The organism is Streptomyces liangshanensis (genome assembly GCF_011694815.1).
GTDB lineage: Bacteria > Actinomycetota > Actinomycetes > Streptomycetales > Streptomycetaceae > Streptomyces > Streptomyces liangshanensis.
In genome coordinates this window covers 2882483-2903462 of record NZ_CP050177.1, presented here as the reverse complement: position 1 = coordinate 2903462, position 20980 = coordinate 2882483, and the positions used below count along the sequence as shown (strand labels likewise).

At 72.3% G+C, this 20980-nt stretch carries 20 protein-coding genes; 6 read left to right on the top strand and 14 right to left on the bottom strand.

The features are described 5' to 3' along the window. Nucleotides 1–129: 129 nt before the first annotated feature. Entirely contained in the window at nucleotides 130–855 is a 726-nt protein-coding gene (locus HA039_RS12325; RefSeq protein WP_243869383.1) for a uridine kinase family protein, read from the bottom strand. A 159-nt stretch (nucleotides 856–1014) separates the two neighbouring features. On the opposite strand from HA039_RS12325, the gene HA039_RS12320 reads away from it, so the two are divergent. Next, nucleotides 1015–1419 carry a hypothetical protein gene (locus HA039_RS12320; RefSeq protein WP_167028098.1) on the top strand — a complete coding sequence of 135 codons (405 nt, stop codon included), beginning with the start codon at nucleotides 1015–1017 and terminating at the stop codon, nucleotides 1417–1419. A gap of 20 nt (nucleotides 1420–1439) precedes the next feature. Here the strand turns inward: HA039_RS12320 and HA039_RS12315 are convergent, their stop codons facing one another. From HA039_RS12315 to deoC, 4 genes are all read right to left on the bottom strand, one after another. Continuing rightward, entirely contained in the window at nucleotides 1440–1709 is a 270-nt protein-coding gene (locus HA039_RS12315; RefSeq protein ID WP_167028095.1) for a type II toxin-antitoxin system Phd/YefM family antitoxin, read from the bottom strand. A 94-nt stretch (nucleotides 1710–1803) separates the two neighbouring features. Beyond that, complete coding sequence (locus HA039_RS12310; protein ID WP_167028092.1) at nucleotides 1804–2691, bottom strand: aldehyde dehydrogenase family protein; 888 nt, start codon at nucleotides 2689–2691, stop codon at nucleotides 1804–1806. Beyond that, nucleotides 2684–4171, bottom strand: coding sequence for an aldehyde dehydrogenase family protein (locus HA039_RS12305; RefSeq protein WP_167028089.1), 1488 nt, complete (start codon nucleotides 4169–4171; stop codon nucleotides 2684–2686). The genes HA039_RS12310 and HA039_RS12305 overlap by 8 nt, the downstream gene beginning before the upstream one ends. Before the next feature lie 7 nt (nucleotides 4172–4178). Beyond that, the gene (deoC, locus tag HA039_RS12300; RefSeq protein ID WP_167036663.1) at nucleotides 4179–5141 is read right to left on the bottom strand and encodes a deoxyribose-phosphate aldolase; all 963 of its coding nucleotides are present in this window, start codon (nucleotides 5139–5141) and stop codon (nucleotides 4179–4181) included. Nucleotides 5142–5753: 612 nt separating this feature from the next. On the opposite strand from deoC, the gene HA039_RS12295 reads away from it, so the two are divergent. Continuing rightward, nucleotides 5754–6389 (top strand): PH domain-containing protein, encoded by a 636-nt coding sequence (locus HA039_RS12295; RefSeq protein WP_167028086.1) that lies wholly within the window; start codon nucleotides 5754–5756, stop codon nucleotides 6387–6389. Nucleotides 6390–6507: 118 nt separating this feature from the next. Next, nucleotides 6508–7659, top strand: coding sequence for a hypothetical protein (locus HA039_RS12290; RefSeq protein ID WP_425086333.1), 1152 nt, complete (start codon nucleotides 6508–6510; stop codon nucleotides 7657–7659). A gap of 10 nt (nucleotides 7660–7669) precedes the next feature. Here the strand turns inward: HA039_RS12290 and HA039_RS12285 are convergent, their stop codons facing one another. The 4 genes from HA039_RS12285 to HA039_RS12270 all read right to left on the bottom strand — a co-directional run bounded on the left by HA039_RS12285 (nucleotide 7670) and on the right by HA039_RS12270 (nucleotide 12718). Further along, nucleotides 7670–8971 carry a glycosyltransferase gene (locus HA039_RS12285; RefSeq protein WP_167028083.1) on the bottom strand — a complete coding sequence of 434 codons (1302 nt, stop codon included), beginning with the start codon at nucleotides 8969–8971 and terminating at the stop codon, nucleotides 7670–7672. A 146-nt stretch (nucleotides 8972–9117) separates the two neighbouring features. Beyond that, complete coding sequence (locus tag HA039_RS12280) at nucleotides 9118–10779, bottom strand: phospho-sugar mutase (RefSeq protein WP_167036658.1); 1662 nt, start codon at nucleotides 10777–10779, stop codon at nucleotides 9118–9120. Between the two features lie 571 nt (nucleotides 10780–11350). Continuing rightward, on the bottom strand, nucleotides 11351–12181 hold the full coding sequence (locus tag HA039_RS12275; RefSeq protein WP_167028080.1) for a purine-nucleoside phosphorylase: 831 nt from the start codon (nucleotides 12179–12181) through the stop codon (nucleotides 11351–11353). Between the two features lie 99 nt (nucleotides 12182–12280). Then, a complete protein-coding gene (locus HA039_RS12270) occupies nucleotides 12281–12718 on the bottom strand; it encodes a gamma-glutamylcyclotransferase family protein (RefSeq protein WP_167028077.1) in 438 nt (145 codons plus the stop codon). Nucleotides 12719–12938: 220 nt separating this feature from the next. Here HA039_RS12270 and HA039_RS12265 point away from each other — a divergent pair, with 220 nt between their 5' ends. Next, nucleotides 12939–14378, top strand: coding sequence for an NAD(P)H-quinone dehydrogenase (locus HA039_RS12265; protein ID WP_167028074.1), 1440 nt, complete (start codon nucleotides 12939–12941; stop codon nucleotides 14376–14378). Nucleotides 14379–14568: 190 nt separating this feature from the next. After that, nucleotides 14569–15510 carry a DeoR/GlpR family DNA-binding transcription regulator gene (locus HA039_RS12260; protein WP_243870075.1) on the top strand — a complete coding sequence of 314 codons (942 nt, stop codon included), beginning with the start codon at nucleotides 14569–14571 and terminating at the stop codon, nucleotides 15508–15510. A 90-nt stretch (nucleotides 15511–15600) separates the two neighbouring features. On the opposite strand, the gene HA039_RS12255 is transcribed toward HA039_RS12260, so the two are convergent. After that, nucleotides 15601–17352: an acetyl/propionyl/methylcrotonyl-CoA carboxylase subunit alpha gene (locus HA039_RS12255; protein ID WP_167028068.1), complete on the bottom strand. Its 1752-nt coding sequence runs from the start codon at nucleotides 17350–17352 to the stop codon at nucleotides 15601–15603. Between the two features lie 347 nt (nucleotides 17353–17699). On the opposite strand from HA039_RS12255, the gene HA039_RS12250 reads away from it, so the two are divergent. After that, nucleotides 17700–18236, top strand: coding sequence for a hypothetical protein (locus tag HA039_RS12250; RefSeq protein WP_243869381.1), 537 nt, complete (start codon nucleotides 17700–17702; stop codon nucleotides 18234–18236). On the opposite strand, the gene HA039_RS12245 is transcribed toward HA039_RS12250, so the two are convergent. The 4 genes from HA039_RS12245 to HA039_RS12235 form a co-directional block, all read right to left on the bottom strand. After that, nucleotides 18171–18785, bottom strand: a complete 615-nt coding sequence (locus HA039_RS12245) for a nucleoside triphosphate pyrophosphatase (protein WP_208298602.1) — start codon at nucleotides 18783–18785, stop codon at nucleotides 18171–18173. The two genes, HA039_RS12250 and HA039_RS12245, sit on opposite strands and share 66 nt — an antisense overlap. Nucleotides 18786–18849: 64 nt before the next feature. Beyond that, nucleotides 18850–18978, bottom strand: coding sequence for a morphogenic membrane protein MmpB (mmpB, locus tag HA039_RS34375; RefSeq protein WP_279592827.1), 129 nt, complete (start codon nucleotides 18976–18978; stop codon nucleotides 18850–18852). A 79-nt stretch (nucleotides 18979–19057) separates the two neighbouring features. Continuing rightward, nucleotides 19058–19261: an acyl-CoA carboxylase subunit epsilon gene (locus HA039_RS12240; protein ID WP_167036655.1), complete on the bottom strand. Its 204-nt coding sequence runs from the start codon at nucleotides 19259–19261 to the stop codon at nucleotides 19058–19060. A gap of 58 nt (nucleotides 19262–19319) precedes the next feature. Further along, nucleotides 19320–20906, bottom strand: coding sequence for an acyl-CoA carboxylase subunit beta (locus HA039_RS12235; RefSeq protein ID WP_167028062.1), 1587 nt, complete (start codon nucleotides 20904–20906; stop codon nucleotides 19320–19322). Between the last annotated feature and the right edge of the window lie 74 nt (nucleotides 20907–20980).

Here is a 20980-nt window from a genome sequence, read left to right as displayed (position 1 = left end):
GGGCCCGTCGTCCCGGGGGGAGACGGCGGGGAATGGGGGGAAGCACGGGGGGAAAGGCGAAGCGGCTCGAACAGGTCCGGGGGGTCCTGTACGGGCCGCTTCGTCATGCGCGCGCGGGGGTGGCGCCGCTCAACGGCCGCCGGCGGCGGGGGCGGACGAGGCCACGGAGCCGGTCGCGGACTGGGCCGGAACGGGAGCGGCTCCCGCCGTCGTCCCCGCCACCGCTTCCACGGCTGTCTCCGCCACGGTCGTTCCCGCCACCGCGGCCTCGATACGTTCCAGCGCCTCGGCCCTCGCGCAGGGGTACGCGCCCAGGGCCGTCTGGCGGGCCACGATGCCGCGTTCCGCGCGCATCAGGCGCCAGCCCCGGCGCAGCAGGAACGGGACCGACTTGCGGCCCTCGCGCAGGTCGCGCAGCAGGCGGCGGCGGAACGTGGTGGAGGGGCGGCCCCGCAGGCAGAGCGCGTCCGCGAGGACGCCCAGCTCGCGGCAGCGGGTGACGATCTCGGCGGCGAAGATGCCCTCCGCGACGAACACCGGCGCCCCGCCGAGGCCGAAGGCCTCCGTGTCCTCGCGCGAGCTGGTCGCGAGCGAGTAGACGGGCACGGTCGTCCGGCCGGTACGGCACAGCTCCACGATCGACGCGACGGCGGCCTCCGCGTCCCAGGACAGCGGCGAGTCCCAGTCGATGTCCGTACTGCCGGGGACCAGCGGGAGCGTCGGGTCGACGCCCTCCTTGTAGAAGTCGTCGAGGCGCAGCACGGGCAGTCCCGCGCGGGCGGCGAGGGACGACTTGCCGGAGCCGGAGGGGCCGGCGAGCAGCACGACCCTGGTCGGGTGCGGTTGAGGGCTCACGGGACATCAGTCTGGCGTACGGGCCGACGAAGAGGATCCCCGGGGAGGGTTCGGGGTGAATTGTTGGTGTCGGGGAGGGCCGGTCAACTACGCTGAGTGCTCTTCCGGTCACGCAACTCACTGGGCCGACGCACCCCGCTCGGCCAGGCAGGAACTCCCATGGCACGTCACGCAGCTCACACCTCTCCGCGCCGCGCGCTGCTGCGCGCCGGTCTGACCGTCACGGCGGCCGGTGCGGCCCTCGGCCTGGCGGGCGCGGCGGCCGACGCGGCACCGGCCGCGGCGCCCGTGGCCGCCTCGGACGACACGCCGCTGGCAGGGGCCGGTTCGGCGGCGGTGAAGGGCCTCACGGGGTCCCTGACGCATACGGTGGGCCCGATCACGAGCCTCAAACTGGACCCGCTGGCCGGGACGGGCGTGGACCCGCTGGACAACGCGGTCGGCACCCAGATCGCCGACTTCAAGCCGGTCTCGACGGCCCGCCTGACGGCCCCGGTCACCAGCGGCGGCGCGATCAAGGACCTCCCGGTGGCGGGGGCGGTGGCGGGGGTGCTGACGGGGTGAGCGGGTGAACGGGCGGCGTGCTAGTCAGTCAGCCCGAGCTGGCGTTTGAGGTCCTGGTGCGTGACGAATCGTGCCGTTCCATCGGCCACGCTCTGTCGGTACTCGGCGATGGCGAGCGAGTCCTCAAGGTCAGCCAGGTCTTGGGGGTTGACCAGTACCGCGGACACGTGACCGCGGTCGGTGACCACGATTCGATCGTGGGCGAGTGCCACCCGCCTTACCAAGGCGCCGAAGTTCGTGCGGGCTTCCGTCAGGGCGTAGGTGTCGGTGCGGCCGACAGGGGCTGTCATCCACACAGAATCGCAAGCCCGGCAGTACGGTGCACGCGAAGGCCCTGCCATCCCTCGAAGGAGGGACGGCAGGGCCTTCGCGCGGCTGTCGGGGTCAGTACGAGGCGCCCGAGGTCCCGAGTTTGCCTGTGGGGTGCCAGACCGTCTTCGTCTCCAGGAACGCCGTCAGGCGGCGGGTGCCCGGGTCGGTGGACCAGTCGTCGGCGCGGGGGCGCAGGACGCGCTTGACGTTGTCCGCAGCCGCGATCTCCAGCTCCTTCGCCAGGTCCGCGTCCGCGCCCGTCAGGTCGATGCCGTTGACGTCCTGGTGCGCGGCCAGGGGCGTCGCGATCTCCGCCGTCCCGCCGGACAGGATGTTCACCACACCGCCCGGTACGTCGGAGGTCGCCAGCACCTCGCCCAGCGACAGCGCGGGCAGCGGGGACGCCTCGCTCGCCACGACCACCGCCGTGTTGCCGGTCGCGATGACCGGCGCGAGGACGGAGACCAGGCCCAGGAACGACGACGCCTGGGGGGCCAGGACGGTCACCACGCCCGTCGGTTCCGGGGTCGAGAGGTTGAAGTACGGCCCCGCGACCGGGTTCGCGCCGCCCACGACCTGGGCGATCTTGTCGGTCCAGCCCGCGTACCAGACCCAGCGGTCGATCGCCGCGTCGACCAGCGCCGCCGCCTTGGACCGGGAGATCCCCTCCGCCGCGGCGACCTCCTGCGCGAACTGGCCCCGGCGGCCCTCCAGCATCTCGGCGACGCGGTAGAGGACCTGGCCGCGGTTGTACGCGGTCGCGCCCGACCAGCCGCCGAACGCCTTGCGGGCCGCGACCACCGCGTCCCGCGCGTCCTTGCGGGACGACCGCGGGGCGTTCGCCAGCCACGCGCCCTTGGAATCCGTCACTTCGTACACCCGGCCGCTCTCGCTGCGGGGGAACGCGCCCCCGACGTACAGCTTGTAGGTCTTGAGGACGGACAGTCGCTCGTCAGACATCGAGGTAAGCCTCCAGGCCGTGACGGCCGCCCTCGCGGCCGTGACCCGACTCCTTGTAGCCGCCGAAGGGCGAGGTCGGGTCGAACTTGTTGAACGTGTTGGCCCAGACGACGCCCGCCCGGAGCTTGCTCGCGACGGCGAGGATGCGCGAACCCTTCTCCGTCCAGATGCCCGCGGACAGCCCGTACTGGCTGTTGTTGGCCTTGGCGACGGCCTCCTCGGGCGTACGGAACGTCAGGACGGACAGCACCGGGCCGAAGATCTCGTCGCGGGCGACGGTGTGCGCCTGCGTGACGTTCGTGAAGAGCGTGGGCGCGAACCAGTAGCCCGCGGAGGGCAGTTCGCACGCGGGCGACCAGCGCTCCGCGCCCTCCGCCTCACCCGTCTCCGCCAACGCCCGGATACGGGCCAGCTGTTCGGCGGAGTTGATCGCGCCGAGGTCCGTGTTCTTGTCCAGCGGGTCACCGATGCGCAGCGACGACAGCCGGCGCTTGAGCGCGTCCAGCACCTCGTCGTGGACGGACTCCTGGACGAGGAGGCGCGAACCGGCGCAGCAGACCTGCCCCTGGTTGAAGAAGATGCCGGTGACGATGCCCTCGACGGCCTGGTCGATCGGCGCGTCGTCGAAGACGATGTTCGCGCCCTTGCCGCCCAGTTCGAGCGTGGTCCGCTTGTCCGTGCCGGCCAGCTGCCGGGCGATGGCCTTGCCGACGCCCGTGGAACCGGTGAAGGCGATCTTGTTCACGTCCGGGTGCGCCACCAGCTCCGCGCCGGTCGCGCCGTCCCCCGTGATGATGTTCACGACCCCCTTGGGCAGCCCCGCCTGGCGGCAGATGTCCGCGAAGAAGAGGGCCGACAGGGGCGTGGTCTCGGCGGGCTTGAGCACCACCGTGTTGCCGGTGGCGAGCGCCGGGGCGATCTTCCACGCGAGCATCATCAGCGGGAAGTTCCACGGGATGATCTGCCCGGCGACCCCGAGCGGGCGCGGATCGGCCCCGTACCCCGCGTGCCCGAGCTTGTCGGCCCAGCCGGCGTAGTAGAAGAAGTGCGCGGCGACCGTCGGGAGGTCGAAGTCGCGCGTCTCCTTGATGGGCTTGCCGTTGTCGAGCGTCTCCAGGACGGCCAGTTCGCGCGAGCGCTCCTGGATGATCCTGGCGATACGGAACAGGTACTTGGCGCGCTCGGAGCCCGGCAGCGCCGACCACTTCTCGAAGGCCTTGCGGGCCGCCCCGACCGCCCGGTCCACGTCCTCGGCCCCCGCCTGGGCGACCTCGGAGAGCACTTCCTCGGTGGAGGGGCTGACCGTCTTGAAGACCTTGCCGCCGGCCGCGTCGCCGAACTCGCCGTCGATGAACAGGCCGTAGCTCGGCGCGATGTCGACGAGGGAGCGGGACTCGGGTGCGGGGGCGTACGCGAAGGCGTCCGCCTTCTTGGGCGCGCCCGTGGGTGCGTTCGTGTGTGCCACGTTCTCGGATGCCATCTCTGCCTCAGTCCACCGTGACGTAATCGGGGCCGGAGTACCGGCCGGTGCTGAGCTTCTGACGCTGCATCAGCAGGTCGTTCAGCAGACTGGACGCGCCGAAGCGGAACCAGTGGTTGTCCAGCCAGTCCTCGCCGGCGGTCTCGTTCACCAGCACCAGGAACTTGATCGCGTCCTTGCTGGTACGGATCCCGCCCGCCGGCTTCACGCCGATCTGCACCCCGGTCCGCTCCCGGAAGTCGCGGACGGCCTCCAGCATCAGCAGCGTGTTCGCGGGAGTGGCGTTCACCCCGACCTTGCCGGTCGACGTCTTGATGAAGTCCGCGCCCGCGATCATCCCGAGCCAGGAGGCGCGGCGGATGTTGTCGTACGTGGACAGCTCGCCGGTCTCGAAGATGACCTTGAGGCGGGCTGCGCCGGCGGCCTCCTTCACGGCGCGGATCTCCTCGTACACCTTGAGGTAGTGGCCCGCGAGGAACGCGCCGCGATCGATGACCATGTCGATCTCGTCGGCCCCCGCCGCCACGGCGTCCCGGGTGTCCGCGAGCTTCACGCTCAGCGAGGCCCGGCCAGCCGGGAACGCGGTGGCGACGGACGCCACCTTCACCCCCGAACCGGCGAGCGCGGCGACGGCCGTCGCGGCCATGTCCGGATAGACGCAGAGCGCGGCCGTGGTGGGCGCGGTGCGGTCGGTCGGGTCGGGCCGGAGCGCCTTGGCGGCGAGCGACCGGACCTTGCCCGGGGTGTCCGCGCCTTCCAGGGTGGTCAGGTCGATCATGGAGATGGCCAGGTCGATGGCGTACGCCTTGGCCGTGGTCTTGATCGAACGCGTACCGAGCGACGCGGCACGCGCCTCCAGCCCGACGGCGTCGACACCGGGCAGCCCGTGCAGGAAGCTGCGCAACGAGCGGTCGGAGGCGGTGATGTCGGCGAACGCGTGGGTGGCCGGGTCGGGGGTGATTTTGGGCATGGTCACCAGGGGAGCATATCTACGCGCGTAGCGGTGTGTACAGAGGGGTGGCCCTTGGCGGGGGCTGCGGGTTGCTGTTTTGTGTCCTCAATCGCCGGACGGGCTTGATTGTGCCGCTGCGGCCCGGTGGCCATCCTCGGGTTGTCGCCGGGGGTCGGTCAGGGGTCGTGTCCTGCACTGCATGTTTTACGTCGCGCTCACCCTGCTGTCCCGTTAACCCCCGTCACGCGACACAAAACACGCTCTACGTTCCGGACACGACCCCTGCCCGCCCCCCTTCCAGGCGCACGCCCAAACAAATCAAGCCCGTCCGGCGTTTGAGGACATCTTTGACCCGCACGGGCAACGGGCCCGAGCCCCATCCAGCCCGTCCGGCGTTTGAGGACATCCTTGACCCGCACGGGCAACGGGCCCTGACCACATCCAGCCCGTCCGGCGATTGAGGACGTCTTTGACCGCAACCGTCACGGCCTGACCGCAACCCTCTCAAGCCCGTCCGGCGATTGAGGACATCGGTGAGCCGCGCCCGCGCGACCGGCCGACGCGCAAACCAAGCCCGTTCGGCGGCGGGGGTCGGGGCGGGGTTTTTCGGCGTACGGCAGAATCGAAGGTATGACGAGTACCGACCAGCCCTCCGAGCCGACCTACGCCGACCGTGTCTACCGGTCCGGGGGCGGGGTCGCGGGCGGGGTGATGCTGCTCCTGCTGTCCGTCTGGCTCGGCGGGGACGCGCTCATCAACGGCACCGGCCGCACCCCGTGGCTCGCGCTCGCGGGGCTGCTGCTGGTCGTCCCGCTCGTCATCGCGTTCACCCTGCGCCCGGCCGTCTTCGCCGGTGAGGACCGGCTCCGCGTCAGGAACCCGTTCCGGCTGATCACGGTGCCGTGGGCGGCGGTGCGGGACATCCGGGCCGGGTACTCGGCCGAGGTCTTCACCGAGGGCGGCGGCAAGTTCCAGCTGTGGGCGGTGCCGGTGTCGCTGCGGCAGCGGAAGAGGGTGGCGCGGCGGCAGGCGCGGTCGGCGCACGACGATCCCCACGGTGTGACGTCCGTCTCCGCCGACGTGAACGACACGAAGGCGCGGATGGCCCAGGCCGACCAGACGGTCGTCGAACTCCGCGAGCTCGCCGAGCGGGGCGGGACGCGGGCGTCGGCCCAGGGCGAGGCGGTCGCGCGGTGGGCGTACGAGGTGATCGCCCCCGCGCTGGCGGGTCTGGTGGTCCTGATCGTGCTGCTCGCCACGGGCTGACGGGCGACAGCGGCCCGGTCGGCGGGGGACCCGCACCCGGCCCCGTACGGGTGAACCCCGGACGACAGGCGCGCCGGACCCGGCCTTCTCCCCGCCCCGTACGGGAGAAAGGGTCGCCGTGCCCCCTACCGCGACCCCCACCACCGCCGCGCCCGCCCCCACCGCTCGGGTCAGGATCCGCGTACGCGCCGCCCCCGCGCTCCTCGCCTACCTCGGCGTCCGCCTGCTCGGTCTGCTCGTGCTCGCGCGGTGGGCCCGTCTGCGCGGGCACGGCGTGTGGCCGACGCTCGCCGGGTCGTGGGACTCGCGCTGGTACCTCAGGATCGCCGACCACGGCTACGCGACGGCGCTCGGCACGGCGATGGACTCCAACAGCCTCGCGTTCTTCCCCCTCTATCCCGGCCTCGTCAAGGCCGTCGCCGCCGTCACCCCCGGCTCCCGCGCCTCGGTCGCGCTCGTGCTGGCCGCCGGGTTCTCGCTGGTCGCCGCCTGGGGGATCTTCGCCGTCGGGGACCTGCTGCACGGGCCCCGGACCGGTGTGGTGCTGGTCGTGCTGTGGGCCGCGCTGCCCGTGGCGGTGGTGCAGTGGATGGCGTACACCGAGTCGTTGTTCACCGCGCTCACCGCCTGGGCGCTGTACTGGGCGCTGCGGGAACGCTGGGTGGCGGCCGGGGCGTGCGCCGCGCTCGCGGGGCTGACCAGGCCGACGGGGATCGCGGTCGGGGTGGCGGTGGCCGTCGTCGCGGGCGTGGCGTGGTGGCGTACCCGGGAGCGGGACGCGTGGATCGGGGCGCTGCTGGCGCCGGCGGGGTGGCTGGCCTTCGTCGCGTGGGTGGGGTGGCGGGTCGGCCGCTGGGACGGGTACTTCGCGGTGCAGCGGCTGTGGCGCAACCAGTGGGACGGGGGCGCCGACACCGTACGGGAACTGCGCCACCTGCTGGCGTACCAGACCAGGCCGCAGCTGTTCCTGGTCGTGGTGTCGGGGGTGCTGCTGGCGTCCGCCGCGCTGTACCTGGTGTGCGCGGCGGATCGCCAGCCGCGGGTGCTGCTGGTGTTCACGGGGGTGCTGCTGGTGGTGGTGCTGGGGAGCGGAGGGGTGTACTTCCCCCGGGCCCGCTTCCTGCTGCCGGGCTTCCCGTTGCTGCTGCCGGTGGCGGTCGCGGTGGCCCGTACGCGGCGGCCGGTGGCGTGGGTGGTGGTGTCCTCGGCGGTGGTGGCCTCGGCCTGGTTCGGGGCGTACATGCTCCTCGTCTGGCGTGGCCCCCCGTGACGCGGGCTCCTCACCCCGTGGTGTGCAGGACCTCCTCGACGGCGTGCGCGATCTCCTCGAAGGCGTCGTGCCGCGCGCTCTCGGCCTGGAGTTCCCTGGCGCGCTCGCGGTAACGGGGGTCCTTGAGGACGGTGTCCACGGCCGTGCGCACATCACCTTCACCGGGCGTCTCGGTGGCCAGGTTGACCGCCGCGCCGCTCCAGGCCAGGCGCGCCGAGACCTCGATCTTGTCCTCGCTCTGCCCCGCGATCACGAGGGGGACACCGTGGGCGAGGGCCTGGAGGCAGGCACCGTAACCGCCGTTGGTGACCAGGAGGGCGGTGTGCGGGAACAGGGCCGCGTACGGGATGTGGTCCGCCACGCGGACGTTGGCGGGCAGCCCGGCGAGGGTGGCGTCGGGACGGCCGGTGGTGACCACGACCAGCGCGTCCAGGTCCGCCAGGGCCCGGGTGGCCGGCTCGATCAGCTGGGTGAGGTCCCGGTTGGCGGTGGTGCCCTGCGTGACCACGACCACCCGCTCCGCCGCCAGGACGTCGTCCCACCACTCCGGGAGCGACAGGTCCCCGGGGAGTTCCGCCGGCAGCGAGCCGACGAAGCGCACGCCCGGCGGCAGGTCGCTGCGCGGGTACTCGACTCCTTCGACGGCCAGTTCGAGGAAACGGTCGGGGAGCGCCGCGATGGCGTTCATCGGGAACGGCATCGTGTCGGCGTCGGCGCCCAGGTCACGCAGGATGCCGGTCAGTACTCCCGTGGAGTGGGCGAACATGCCCTCGACCATGCTGTTCTGTTCCGCGTTGCGCGCGCGGCCCTCGGGGGAGCTGTCCGGCGGCAGCCCGAAGCCGAACGGGGCGGTGTCCACGCTGTTCAGCGAGAGCGGGACCACGCCGATGCCGATGAAGGCCGCCGGCCTGATACCGGGGGCGCCGAGCCGGACCGGCCAGTGCCCCATGAAGGACTGGTCGGTGAGGACCACGGTCGGCTCACCGGGCGCCTCGGCCAGCACGCGCTGGAGCGTCGCGTGCTGTTCGGACACGGGCTCGTAGAACACCTTGACGAAGTCGTAGTCCAACTGTTCCGGACCCGGCCGGAGCGCGCCCCGGCCCGCGTAGACCTCGGCCTGTCGCTCCGGCCCGAAGTCCGCGATCCCCGACAGGGCGACGAACCGCAGCCCGGCGGCTTCCGCCGAGTCGGCGAACTGGGAGCCGGTGACGAACGTCACGTCATGACCTCGGCCCGCCAGATCCGCCGCGATCCTGCGCAGCGGCCCCACATGACCGGGGATCGGGACGGACGCGACCAGGATGCGTGCCATGAGTTCGCCTCTCTGCCAAAACGGGATAAGCCTCACCTTGGAAACGTTTCGCGAGCGGGAGAGGTTCACCCCGAGCGCGGCACCTGGCGGACGGGGACGGGCGGGCGCGGACGGGCGGACGGACGGGGACGGGCGGACGGGGACCCCTACGCCAGGCCCGCCGCCAGCGCGACGTCGTGCTTCAGGGACGCCAGCACCTGTGCCGCGGCCGCCCGCGCCACCCCCAGGTCGTCCCGCGAGGGCACCCCCACCACGACCTCCAGGTAGCACTTGATCTTCGGCTCCGTGCCGCTGGGCCGCACCACCACCCGCGCCCGGCTCCCCGGGCCGTCCAGGACGTAACGCAGCCCGTCCGTCGGCGGCAGCCCCCGCGCGCCCTCGTTCAGGTCCTCCGCCGTGACCACGTCCAGCCCGGCCAGCGCCACCGGCGGGTCGGCCCGCAGGCGGTGCATCGCGTCGGTGATCAGGGACAGGTCCGTGACCCGTACGGACAACTGGTCCGTCGCGTGCAGGCCGTGCGCGAGCGCGAGGTCGTCCAGCAGGTCGGTGAGCGTACGGCCTTGGGCCTTCAGCTCGGACGCCAGCTCCGCCACCAGCAGCGCGGCCGTGATGCCGTCCTTGTCGCGTACGCCGCCGGGGTCCACGCAGTAGCCGAGCGCCTCCTCGTACCCGTACCGCAAACCCTCGACGCGCGCGATCCACTTGAAGCCGGTCAGCGTCTCCTCGTACCCCAGCCCCGCCGCCTCCGCAATGCGGCCGAGCAGGGACGAGGAGACGATCGAGGCGGCCAGCGTGCCGGTCGCGCCCTTGTCGACGAGGTGCGCCGCGAGCAGCACGCCCAGTTCGTCGCCCCGCAGCGTCCGCCAGCCCGCGCCGTCCTCCGCGTGCTCGTCGGGCACGGCCACCGCGCACCGGTCCGCGTCCGGGTCGTTGGCGATGATCAGGTCGGGCCGTGCGCGCCGCGCCGTCGCGAACGCCAGGTCCATCGCACCGGGCTCCTCCGGGTTGGGGAAGGCCACCGTCGGGAACGCCGGGTCGGGGTCGGCCTGTTCGGCGACCAGGGTCGGCGCGGGGAAGCCGGCGCGCGCGAAGGCCGCGAGGAGCGTCTCCGTACCGACGCCGTGGAGCGCGGTGTGCACGACCCGCACCGTCCGCGGTGAGCCGGGGGTCAGGACGGTGTCCGTACGGGCGAGATACGCGTCCAGGACGTCGTCCCCGAGGATCTCCCAGCCGTCCTCGGGCCGAGCCACGCCGGCCAGCGGACCGACGGCGGCGATCTCGGCCGCGATCTCGCCGTCGGCGGGCGGCACGATCTGGGAGCCGTCACCGAGGTAGACCTTGTAGCCGTTGTCCTGGGGCGGGTTGTGGCTGGCGGTGACCTCGACCCCGGCGACCGCGCCGAGGTGCCGGACGGCGAAGGCCAGCACGGGGGTCGGCAGCGGGCGCGGCAGTACGGCGGCGCGCAGGCCCGCGCCGGTCATCACGGCGGCGGTGTCGCGGGCGAAGTCGGCGGACTTGTACCGGGCGTCGTAGCCGACGACCACCAGCCCGCCGCCCTCCCCGCGCGCCTTGAGGTACGCGGCGAGGCCGGCCGCGGCCCGGATGACCACGGCGCGGTTCATCCGCATGGGGCCGGCGCCGAGCTCGCCGCGCAGACCGGCGGTGCCGAACTGGAGCGTGCCGGAGAAGCGTTCGGTCAGGGCGTCCAGGTCGGCGGCGTCGATGAGCGCGGCGAGTTCGGCACGGGTGTCCGCGTCCGGGTCCTCGGCCAGCCAGGTCTTGGCGCGCGTGACGACGTCCTGCTGCACGGTGGGGTCCTGCTGCACGGGGCTCTACCTCCTCGCGCCGGAACCGGCGCCTGTACCTGTAGCTGTACTTGTACCTGGGGATGGGGGGAGATGGGGGGCTAGGGAGCTGGGGGACTTGTGGCCGGGGCTCGGGGGACTGGTGCCCGGTGACGGGCCCCTTGGACGCCGAGGTGGCCACAGGCCCTGTCATTCAACGGCGTTCCGTCACCGTCGCGGCGGCAGGTGCGCACGAGCCACCGCCCACGGAACGCGGCCCGCCCGGCCCGGGGGAGCACCCCCGTACCACAAGCCCCGCCCCACCGAGCCGGGCCCGGAAGTGCCTCCGCACCGGAAGCGCCCCGGTGCCGCGCATCCCGCACCGGAAGTGCCTGGGTGCCGCGCACCCCGTACCGGAAGTGCCCCGGTGCCGTACGAGCCGTACCGGAAACGCCCCGGCGCCGCACGCCCCGCCCCGGGAAGCCCCCGGTGCCACGCCCGCCCGGGCGCACCCCGCCCCCGCGGCCCCCGGCCCGACACCCCCGCGGCCCCCGGCCCGGCACCCCCGCGGCCCCCGGCCCGACACCCCCGCGCGTCACACGCGTTCCAGCACCCGTGCCAGCAACGCCCCCATCTGCGTGGCCGAGTCGCGGCCCGCCTGGAGGACCTCCTCGTGGTTCAGCGGCGCGCCGGAGATCCCCGCGGCCAGGTTCGTGACCAGCGAGATGCCGAGCACCTCGGCGCCGGCCTCGCGGGCCGCGATCGCCTCCAGCACGGTGGACATGCCGACGAGGTCACCGCCCATCACGCGGACCATGTTGATCTCGGCGGGCGTCTCGTAGTGCGGCCCGGGGAACTGCACGTACACCCCCTCCTCCAGCGCCGGGTCGATCTCCTTGCAGAGCGTGCGCAGCCGGGGGGAGTACAGGTCCGTCAGGTCCACGAAGTGCGCGCCGACGATCGGGGAGACCGCCGTCAGGTTGATGTGGTCGCTGATCAGGACCGGCTGGCCGGGGCGCATGCCCTCGCGGAGCCCGCCGCAGCCGTTGGTCAGGACGACGGTCTTGCAGCCCGCGGCGACGGCGGTACGGACCCCGTGGGCGACGGCGGCGACGCCGCGGCCCTCGTAGTAGTGCGTACGGCCGAGGAAGACCAGCGCGCGCTTCTCGGCGATCTTGTACGAGCGGATCCTGCCGCCGTGGCCGGCGACGGCGGGGGCCGGGAACCCGGGCAGCTCGGTCACCGGGAAGTCCGCTTCGGGTTCCCCGAGCGCGTCGACGGCCGGTCCCCACCCCGAGCCCATCACCAGGGCCACGTCGTGGGTTTCGGCGCCGGTGAGCTCGCGCAGGAGGCCCGCGGCCTCGGCTGCGGCGGCATGGGGGTCGGCAGGTCCGTCGGCGAAGGCCGGGATAACAGATGCGTTCACGCGGATGAGCGTAGCCGGTCATGTCCTACGCGCGTAGATGACGGGGGTGACGGTGCCGCGATCGTTAAGTTGTCGTTTCCGACAAAAGGATGAGAAGCGTCAACAGGGGCGCTTGCGCAGCTCCATCACGTAGTCGTGCGGCGCCCCCGCCGAATCCGCCGCGTCGGCCAGCTCGCCCAGGTAACGGGCGGAGGGCAGGCCGCCCTCGTACCCGTTCAGCACGTACACCCAGGTCGGCTCCTCGCCGTCCAGCGTGTCGACCCGCACCCGCATCCGCCGGTAGATGTCGAGCCCGACACCCTCCCAGCGGTCCATCGAGTCCTCGTCCATCGGCGCGATGTCGTACAGCGCGACGAACACCTGGGAACGCGGCGCTTCCACGATCGTGGCCAGCGCTCCCTCCCAGCCCATCTGCTCCCCACCGAAGGTGAGCCGCCAGCCGTTGAGCCAGCCGGTCCCGCGCAACGGTGAGTGCGGGGCGCGGCGGGACATCAGCCGCGCGTCGAGGTTGCCGGCGTAGGCGGCGTAGAGCGACATGGGTCCGAGGGTACGGGAGGTGGGGGCGTGGCCGCCGGTGCACCGGCAGGACGTCCGGACGGATGGCGGGTGATCTTCCGGTGGAGGAACCTGACGGGCGGGGACGAATCCACTTGGCGGGTGCGGGACAATGGGGTACGACTGCATCCCCCGGGGACACCCCCGGAACCCCGGCCGGGGTGTCGATGGGCCGGGTCGACCATGCGAGGCGGACTTTTTCGTGACCCGGATCGTGATCATCGGCGGCGGACCCGGCGGCTACGAGGCGGCCCTGGTGGGCGCCCAGCTCGGCGCGGAGGTGACCGTCGTCGACTGCGACGGGCTCGGTGGCGCGTCGGTGCTGACCGACTGCGTCCCGTCGAAGACCCTCATCGCGACGGCCGAGGTGATGACGTCCTTCGACTCCTCGTACGAGGAACTGGGGATCATCGTCGCGGACGACACGCCTCCGCTCGAACAGAAGGCGCGGGTCGTCGGCGTCGACCTCGGCAAGGTCAACCGGCGCGTGAAGCGGCTCGCCCTCGCCCAGTCCCACGACATCACCGCCTCCGTCACCCGGGCCGGCGCGCGGGTCATGCGCGGCCGCGGCCGGCTGGACGGGCGGCAGGCCGTGGACGGGTCGCGCCAGGTGGTCGTGACGGCGGCGGACGGCAGCGAGGAGTCGCTCACCGCCGACGCCGTGCTGATCGCGACCGGCGCGCACCCCCGGGAGATCCCGGACGCGCAGCCGGACGGCGAGCGGATCCTCAACTGGACGCAGGTGTACGACCTCGAAGAGCTCCCCGAGGAGCTGATCGTGGTCGGGTCGGGTGTCACGGGCGCGGAGTTCGCCGGCGCGTACCAGGCGCTGGGCTCCCGTGTGACGCTCGTCTCGTCCCGTGACCGGGTGCTGCCGGGCGAGGACCCGGACGCCGCCGCCGTCCTGGAGGACGTCTTCCGCCGCCGCGGCATGAACGTGATGTCCCGCTCGCGCGCCGAGGCCGTCAAGCGGGTCGGCGACCGCGTCGAGGTGTCCCTCGCGGACGGCCGGGTCATCTCCGGTACGCACTGCCTGATGGCGGTCGGCGCGATCCCCAACACCCGGGGGATGGGCCTCCAGGAGGCCGGTGTCGTGGTCAAGGACTCGGGCCACATCAAGACCGACCGGGTGTCCCGTACCTCCGCGCCCGGCGTGTACGCGGCCGGTGACGTGACCGGCATCTTCGCGCTCGCGTCCGTCGCCGCGATGCAGGGCCGTATCGCGATGTACCACTTCCTGGGGGACGCGGTGGCCCCGCTGAACCTCAAGACGGTCTCGTCGAACGTCTTCACCGACCCGGAGATCGCGACCGTCGGCTACAGCCAGTCGGACGTCGACAGCGGCAAGATCGAGGCCCGGGTCGTCAAGCTGCCGCTGCTGCGCAACCCGCGCGCCAAGATGCAGGGCATCCGGGACGGCTTCGTCAAGATATTCGCTCGTCCCGGTACGGGAATCGTGGTCGGCGGCGTGGTCGTCGCCCCGCGCGCGAGCGAGCTGATCCACCCCATCGCGGTCGCCGTGGACAACAGCCTCACGGTCGAGCAGATCGCGAACACCTTCACGGTGTATCCGTCGCTGTCGGGCTCGATCGCCGAGGTGGCGCGGCAGTTGCACACGAAGAGGGCGGCCGAGGAGGCCTGACGCGCGGCCGGGGGCGCCCCGCGGTCCCGCGCGCGGGCGCCCTCGCCACCGTACCGATCGTCCAATACCACTTCGGACGCTCGTCTGTGTACAACTTCTGTTATTCGCCGCAAACTGCTGAAAGCAGACGGTCGTTGGGGTTACTGTCAGTTTCGTGTTCGCTGCAGAACGTCGCCAATTGATCCTCGAAATGGTGCGCGCCAACGGGGCCGTGTCGCTCCGTGAGCTCGCCCGTGTCGTCCAGACCTCCGAAGTGACCGTCCGGCGGGACGTGCGGGCGCTCGAGGCAGAAGGACTCCTCGACCGCCGGCACGGCGGTGCGGTACTGCCGGGCGGATTCACGCGAGAATCCGGCTTTCCGCAAAAGTCCCATCTCGCAACGGCGGAGAAGACGGCCATCGCCGACCTCGCCGCGAGTCTCGTCGAAGAGGGCGAGGCCGTGGTCGTCGGCGCCGGTACGACGACGCAGGAGCTGGCCCGCCGGCTCGCGCGCATCCCCGGGCTGACCGTCGTCACCAACTCCCTGCTGGTCGCCCAGGCCCTCGCGCACGCCAACCGCGTCGAGGTCGTCATGACGGGCGGCACGCTGCGCGGCTCGAACTACGCGCTGGTCGGCAGCGGCGCCGAGCAGTCCCTCCAGGGGCTGCGGGTCAGCCGCGCGTTCCTGTCCGGGAGCGGGCTGACGGCCGAGCGCGGCCTGTCCACGTCCAACATGCTCTCGGCGAGCGTCGACCGGGCGCTGGTGCAGGCGGCGGCGGAGGTGGTCGTGCTGGCCGACCACACCAAGCTCGGTACGGACACCATGTTCCAGACGGTGCCCACCGACCTGATCAGCCGGCTGGTCACCGACGAACCGCCCGCGCACGACGACCGCGCGGGGACGGAGCTCCAGGCGCTCGCCGACCAGGGCGTGCAGATCACGGTCGCGGGCACCGGGCCCGCGGGAGCCGGCGCCCCGGCGGGTGACGGCGTCCCGTCGGGCGGCCGGCCCCGCCGGGACGTACCCCTGCCCGGCCAGCGCCGCACCCGCCCCGCACCACCGGCGGGCCCCCAACTGCGCAGCGCCCCGACCTCCCTGACAGACCCCCAACCGACGGACCGCCCCCGCGTGGCGGACCTGCGCCGCCGCTGAACGACTGAGCCGGGGGCCGGGCGGCGACAACGCCGGAAGCCCCGGCCTGGTGGTGGCCGGGGCTTCTCGTCGGGTGTGGTGCGGTCCTCGTCAGTCCTTGATCTCGCAGATCAGGGCGCCCGAGGTGACCGACGAGCCGACCGTGGCGTTCAGGCTCTTGACCGTGCCCGAGCGGTGGGCGTTCAGGGGCTGTTCCATCTTCATGGCCTCCAGGACGACGATCAGCTCGCCCTCCTTGACCTCCTGGCCCTCCTCCACCGCGACCTTGACGATCGTGCCCTGCATCGGGGACGCGAGGGAGTCGCCGGAGGCGGCGGGGCCCGACTTCTTGGTGGCGCGGCGCTTGGGGCGGGCGCCGGCGGCCAGACCCGTACGGGCCAGGGTCATGCCCAGGCTGGTCGGCAGCGAGACCTCCAGGCGCTTGCCGCCCACCTCGACCACGATCGTCTCGCGGCCCGACTCGTCCTCGTCGCCGTCGGACGGCACGGCGAACGGCGGGATCGTGTTGACGAACTCCGTCTCGATCCACCGCGTGTGGATCGTGAACGGGTCGGCGGTGAACGCCGGGTCCGCGACCACCGCGCGGTGGAAGGGGATCGCCGTGGCCATGCCCTGCACGTCGAACTCGGCGAGCGCGCGCGCCGCGCGCTGGAGCGCCTGCTCGCGGGTGGCGCCGGTGATGACCAGCTTGGCCAGCAGGGAGTCCCACGCCGGGCCGATCACGCTGCCCGACTCGACGCCCGCGTCCAGGCGGACACCGGGGCCGGTGGGCGGGGCGAACGTGGTGACGGTGCCCGGCGCGGGCAGGAAGCCCCGGCCCGGGTCCTCGCCGTTGATACGGAACTCGAAGGAGTGACCCCGCACCGCCGGGTCCCCGTACCCCAGCTCCTCGCCGTCGGCGATCCGGAACATCTCGCGGACGAGGTCGATCCCGGTGACCTCCTCGGTGACCGGGTGCTCCACCTGGAGGCGGGTGTTGACCTCCAGGAAGGAGATCGTGCCGTCGGCGCCGACGAGGAACTCGACGGTGCCCGCGCCCACATAGCCGGCCTCCTTGAGGATGGCCTTCGACGCGGCGTACAGCTCCGCGTTCTGTGCCTCGCTCAGGAACGGCGCGGGCGCCTCCTCGACCAGCTTCTGGTGGCGGCGCTGGAGCGAGCAGTCACGGGTGGAGACGACGACCACGTTGCCGTGCGTGTCGGCCAGGCACTGCGTCTCGACGTGCCGGGGCTTGTCCAGGTACCGCTCCACGAAGCACTCGCCCCGCCCGAAGGCCGCGACGGCCTCGCGCACGGCGGAGTCGTACAGCTCCGGGATCTCCTCCAGCGTGCGGGCCACCTTCAGCCCGCGCCCGCCCCCGCCGAAGGCCGCCTTGATCGCGATCGGCAGCCCGTTCTCCTTGGCGAACGCCACGACCTCGTCCGAGCCGGACACCGGGTCGGGCGTGCCCGCGACGAGCGGGGCGCCGGCGCGCTGCGCGATGTGCCGCGCGGCGACCTTGTCGCCGAGGTCGCGGATCGCCTGCGGCGGCGGGCCGATCCACGTCAGCCCGGCGTCGAGGACGGCCTGGGCGAATTCGGCGTTCTCGGAAAGGAATCCGTAGCCGGGGTGGACCGCGTCCGCCCCGGAGTCCTTCGCGGCCCCGAGCACCTTGGCCATGTCCAGATAGCTGGTGGCCGGGGTGTCACCGCCCAGGGCGAACGCCTCGTCGGCCGCGCGGACATGCAGGGCATCCCGGTCCGGATCGGCGTAGACGGCTACGCTCGCGATTCCGGCGTCCCGGCAGGCACGGGCGACGCGGACAGCGATTTCGCCTCGGTTGGCGATGAGCACCTTGCGCACGATGGCTCCCTCCTTGGAACAAGCTGAGTTTAGGGACTGCCGACACGCCCCCTCGACCCGTCCCCAGTGGTGAGCTTGCCCACACGGAGCGTGAGTCGAGGCTTGCCCAAGTCGCGAATTCCCTTGTGGCACCACGGTACGCCCGGATCCTCCCCCGCACAGTAACGGTCGAGTGCGGTCCGTTTCTCTGTCAGTGTGCCCCGCGCTCGATCGTGTTTCTTTGTTGACTCTCTACGAACGGGCCCAGGATTCTTTGCTTCCGCCCAAGCCCTTGTCCCGCCGTTTACCGGTGAGTAGCGTGCGCGATGTCGTCCGTACTGCCGGTAACAGCTGAAGAGGGTGGTGCCGTGATACGCGGACCCGTGGCCTGGGTGGCCGCGAGCGTGCTGCTGGTGGAGGCCGTCGGCTTCCTGTTCGTCAACGGGGTGCTCGCCACCGTCGTCCACAACCAGAGGATGTCCCTGGCCGGCGTCGACCCCGACGCCATGTCCGCCGGTACGTGGGCGCTGGGCGGCGTGACCGCCCTTTTCCTCGTCCTGTGCGCGGTGATCATGATGCGTACGGCCCTGACACACCGCGCCCCCGGCCGCTTCGGCCGGGTCGTGCTGATCACCTGCGCGGTGGTGCACGGCGTGCTCGGCGCGTTGACGGTCGGGCTGGTGGGGTGGACGGCGTTCGCGTGGATGACGGGGGTGCTGGCGCTGGTCGTCCTGGTGCTGGTGGGTCCCGCGGACGCGCCGGGCGCGTCGGAACTGCCGGCCCCGCGGGCCCCGTCCGGCCCGGAGTTCTCGGACCCGGTGACCTCGGATCCGGGAACCTCAGACCCACAGATCGGTGATCGGCACCCCGTGCTCGGCCAGCAGCCGACGCAGCAGGGGCAGTGACAGGCCGATCACGTTCCCGTGGCTGCCCTCGATCGAGTCGACGAACGGCGCCGAGCGGCCGTCCAGCGTGAACGACCCCGCCACGTGCAGCGGCTCGCCCGTCGCGACGTACGCGGCGATCTCGGCGTCCGACGGCGTGCCGAAGCGGACGGTCGTGGAGGCGGTCTCGGACGCGCGGCGGCCGGTCACCGTGTCGATCACGCAGTGGCCGGTCCTGAGGATCCCCTCGCGACCGCGCATCGACTTCCAGCGGGTGGTGGCCTCTTCGGCGTCTGCGGGCTTGCCGAGGGCCTCGCCGTCCAGGTCGAGCACGGAGTCGCAGCCGACGACCAGCGCGCCCGCCGTCCCGGGGAGGCCCGCCACGGCGGTGGCCTTGGCCTCCGCGAGCAGCAGCGCGAGCGCGGCGGGGGTCGGGGCGGACAGGGCGTCCTCGTCGACCCCGCTGACGATCACCTCGGGCGCGAGCCCGGCCTGACGGAGCAGGGAGAGGCGGGCGGGGGAGGCGGAGGCGAGCACGAGCCTGCGACGGGGAGCGGTCATGCGGGCCATCGTAGGGCCGGGGCGGCCGCCCGCTGTCGGCGGAGGCCGGGTCTCGCGGCACCCCAGGCGGGTCTCACAGCACCCCCAGGACGAGCATCGCCAGGATCATCGCCAGCGCGAGGACCACTCCGGCGCGGTGGAGCATGGTCTGCCCCTCGCGCAGTTCTTCCGGCGGTTCGTTCTTCGGGTCGGACCACAGCATGCCCCGATCCTCCGGCGAACCCGGCCGGGGCGCCTGAGTACACGTACTCAGGGCGCTCCGGTCCCGGGGACCACGTCCGTCAGCCGGGCCAGTACGTACGGGCCCAGGAGCGCGGCCCCGGCTCGGGAAGCCGGTCCCTCAGCACCCGGCCCGGGGCCGACCACGCGGCCGGCGGCTCGGGCGGGCCGGCCTCCGCGCCGGAGGCCCGTACCCGCGCCTGTACGACCGTCAGGGCCGCGGCCAGCTCCTCCGGAGTCGGGTTGCCGCGTATCACTTTGATCATCGTCACGTCCCCTTTCCTGCCGTCCGTTCCTGCCGTTCGTTCCTGCCGTCCGGGTCGCCTACAGCGGAATGTTCCCGTGCTTCTTCGGCGGCAGGCTCTCCCGCTTGGTACGGAGCTGGCGCAGGCCCTTCACCAGGTGGGCCCGGGTGTCCGACGGCATGATCACCGCGTCGACGTAACCGCGCTCGGCCGCCACGTACGGGTTGAGCAGCGCGTCCTCGTACTCCTGGATCAGCCCCGCCCTGGCCGCGTCCTGCGCGTCCTCGTCGCCGGCCGCCGCGATCGTACGGCGGTGCAGGATGTTCACCGCGCCCTGCGCGCCCATCACCGCGATCTGCGCCGTCGGCCAGGCGAGGTTGAGGTCGGCGCCGAGGTGCTTGGAGCCCATCACGTCGTACGCGCCGCCGAACGCCTTGCGGGTGATCACCGTGATCAGCGGGACGGTGGCCTCCGCGTACGCGTAGATCAGCTTCGCGCCGCGCCGGATGATGCCGCCGTACTCCTGGTCCAGGCCGGGCAGGAAGCCCGGCACGTCCACGAACGTCAGCACCGGCACGTTGAAGGCGTCACACGTACGGACGAAGCGGGCCGCCTTCTCCGAGGCGTTGATGTCCAGACAGCCGGCGAACTGCATCGGCTGGTTGGCGACGATCCCCACCGGATAGCCCTCGACCCGGCCGAAGCCCGTGATGATGTTCGGCGCGAACAGCGCCTGCGTCTCCAGGAACTCGCCGTCGTCCAGCACGTGTTCGACGACGAGGTGCATGTCGTACGGCTGGTTCGCCGAGTCCGGGATCAGCGTGTCGAGCTCGCGGTCCTCGTCGGTCGTCTCCAGCGCGGCCTGCTCGGGGAAGGCGGGCGGCTCGGAGAGGTTGTTCGAAGGGAGGTACGAGAGCAGGGACTTGACGTATTCGATGGCGTCCTTCTCGTCCCCCGCCATGTGATGCGCCACGCCGGACGTGGTGTTGTGCGTACGGGCTCCGCCCAGCTCCTCGAAGCCGACGTCCTCGCCGGTCACCGTCTTGATGACGTCGGGGCCCGTGATGAACATGTGCGAGGTCTGGTCCACCATCACCGTGAAGTCCGTGATGGCGGGGGAGTAGACGGCGCCGCCCGCGCAGGGGCCGACGATCAGGCTGATCTGCGGGACGACCCCGGAGGCGTGCACGTTGCGCCGGAAGATCTCGGCGAACAGGCCGAGGGCGACCACGCCCTCCTGGATGCGGGCGCCGCCGCCGTCGTTGATGCCGATGATCGGGCAGCCGGTCTTCAGCGCGAAGTCCATGACCTTCACGATCTTCTCGCCGTACACCTCTCCGAGCGAGCCGCCGAAGATCGTGAAGTCCTGCGAGTAGACGCAGACCGGGCGGCCCTCGACCGTGCCGTAACCGGTCACCACGCCGTCGCCGTACGGGCGGTTCTTCTCGATGCCGAAGGCGGTCGAGCGGTGCCGCGCGAACTCGTCCAGCTCGACGAACGAGCCCTCGTCGAGCAGCAGGCCGACGCGTTCGCGTGCCGTCAGCTTGCCCTTGGCGTGCTGCTTCTCGACGGCGCGCGCGGAGCCCGCGTGCGTGGCTTCCTCGATACGGTGCTGGAGGTCCGCGATCTTGCCCGCGGTGGTGTGGGCGGTTTCGGGCTCGGACATCGGGGTGCGGCTCCCTGCGGGGTTGCGGGTGCGGTGGGTCGGGCTTGCTCGGTCGCGCTTGCTGTGCCGGGGTG

Coding starts and splice junctions, on each gene's coding strand:
- HA039_RS12320 (WP_167028098.1), top strand. CDS start 1,015: ATGGCACGTCACGCAGCTCACACCTCTCCGCGCCGCGCGCTGCTGCGC.
- HA039_RS12315 (WP_167028095.1), bottom strand. CDS start 1,709: ATGACAGCCCCTGTCGGCCGCACCGACACCTACGCCCTGACGGAAGCC.
- HA039_RS12310 (WP_167028092.1), bottom strand. CDS start 2,691: ATGTCTGACGAGCGACTGTCCGTCCTCAAGACCTACAAGCTGTACGTC.
- HA039_RS12305 (WP_167028089.1), bottom strand. CDS start 4,171: ATGGCATCCGAGAACGTGGCACACACGAACGCACCCACGGGCGCGCCC.
- deoC (WP_167036663.1), bottom strand. CDS start 5,141: ATGCCCAAAATCACCCCCGACCCGGCCACCCACGCGTTCGCCGACATC.
- HA039_RS12295 (WP_167028086.1), top strand. CDS start 5,754: ATGACGAGTACCGACCAGCCCTCCGAGCCGACCTACGCCGACCGTGTC.
- HA039_RS12285 (WP_167028083.1), bottom strand. CDS start 8,971: ATGGCACGCATCCTGGTCGCGTCCGTCCCGATCCCCGGTCATGTGGGG.
- HA039_RS12270 (WP_167028077.1), bottom strand. CDS start 12,718: ATGTCGCTCTACGCCGCCTACGCCGGCAACCTCGACGCGCGGCTGATG.
- HA039_RS12260 (WP_243870075.1), top strand. CDS start 14,569: ATGGTGCGCGCCAACGGGGCCGTGTCGCTCCGTGAGCTCGCCCGTGTC.
- HA039_RS12245 (WP_208298602.1), bottom strand. CDS start 18,785: ATGGCCCGCATGACCGCTCCCCGTCGCAGGCTCGTGCTCGCCTCCGCC.
- mmpB (WP_279592827.1), bottom strand. CDS start 18,978: ATGCTGTGGTCCGACCCGAAGAACGAACCGCCGGAAGAACTGCGCGAG.
- HA039_RS12240 (WP_167036655.1), bottom strand. CDS start 19,261: ATGATCAAAGTGATACGCGGCAACCCGACTCCGGAGGAGCTGGCCGCG.
- HA039_RS12235 (WP_167028062.1), bottom strand. CDS start 20,906: ATGTCCGAGCCCGAAACCGCCCACACCACCGCGGGCAAGATCGCGGAC.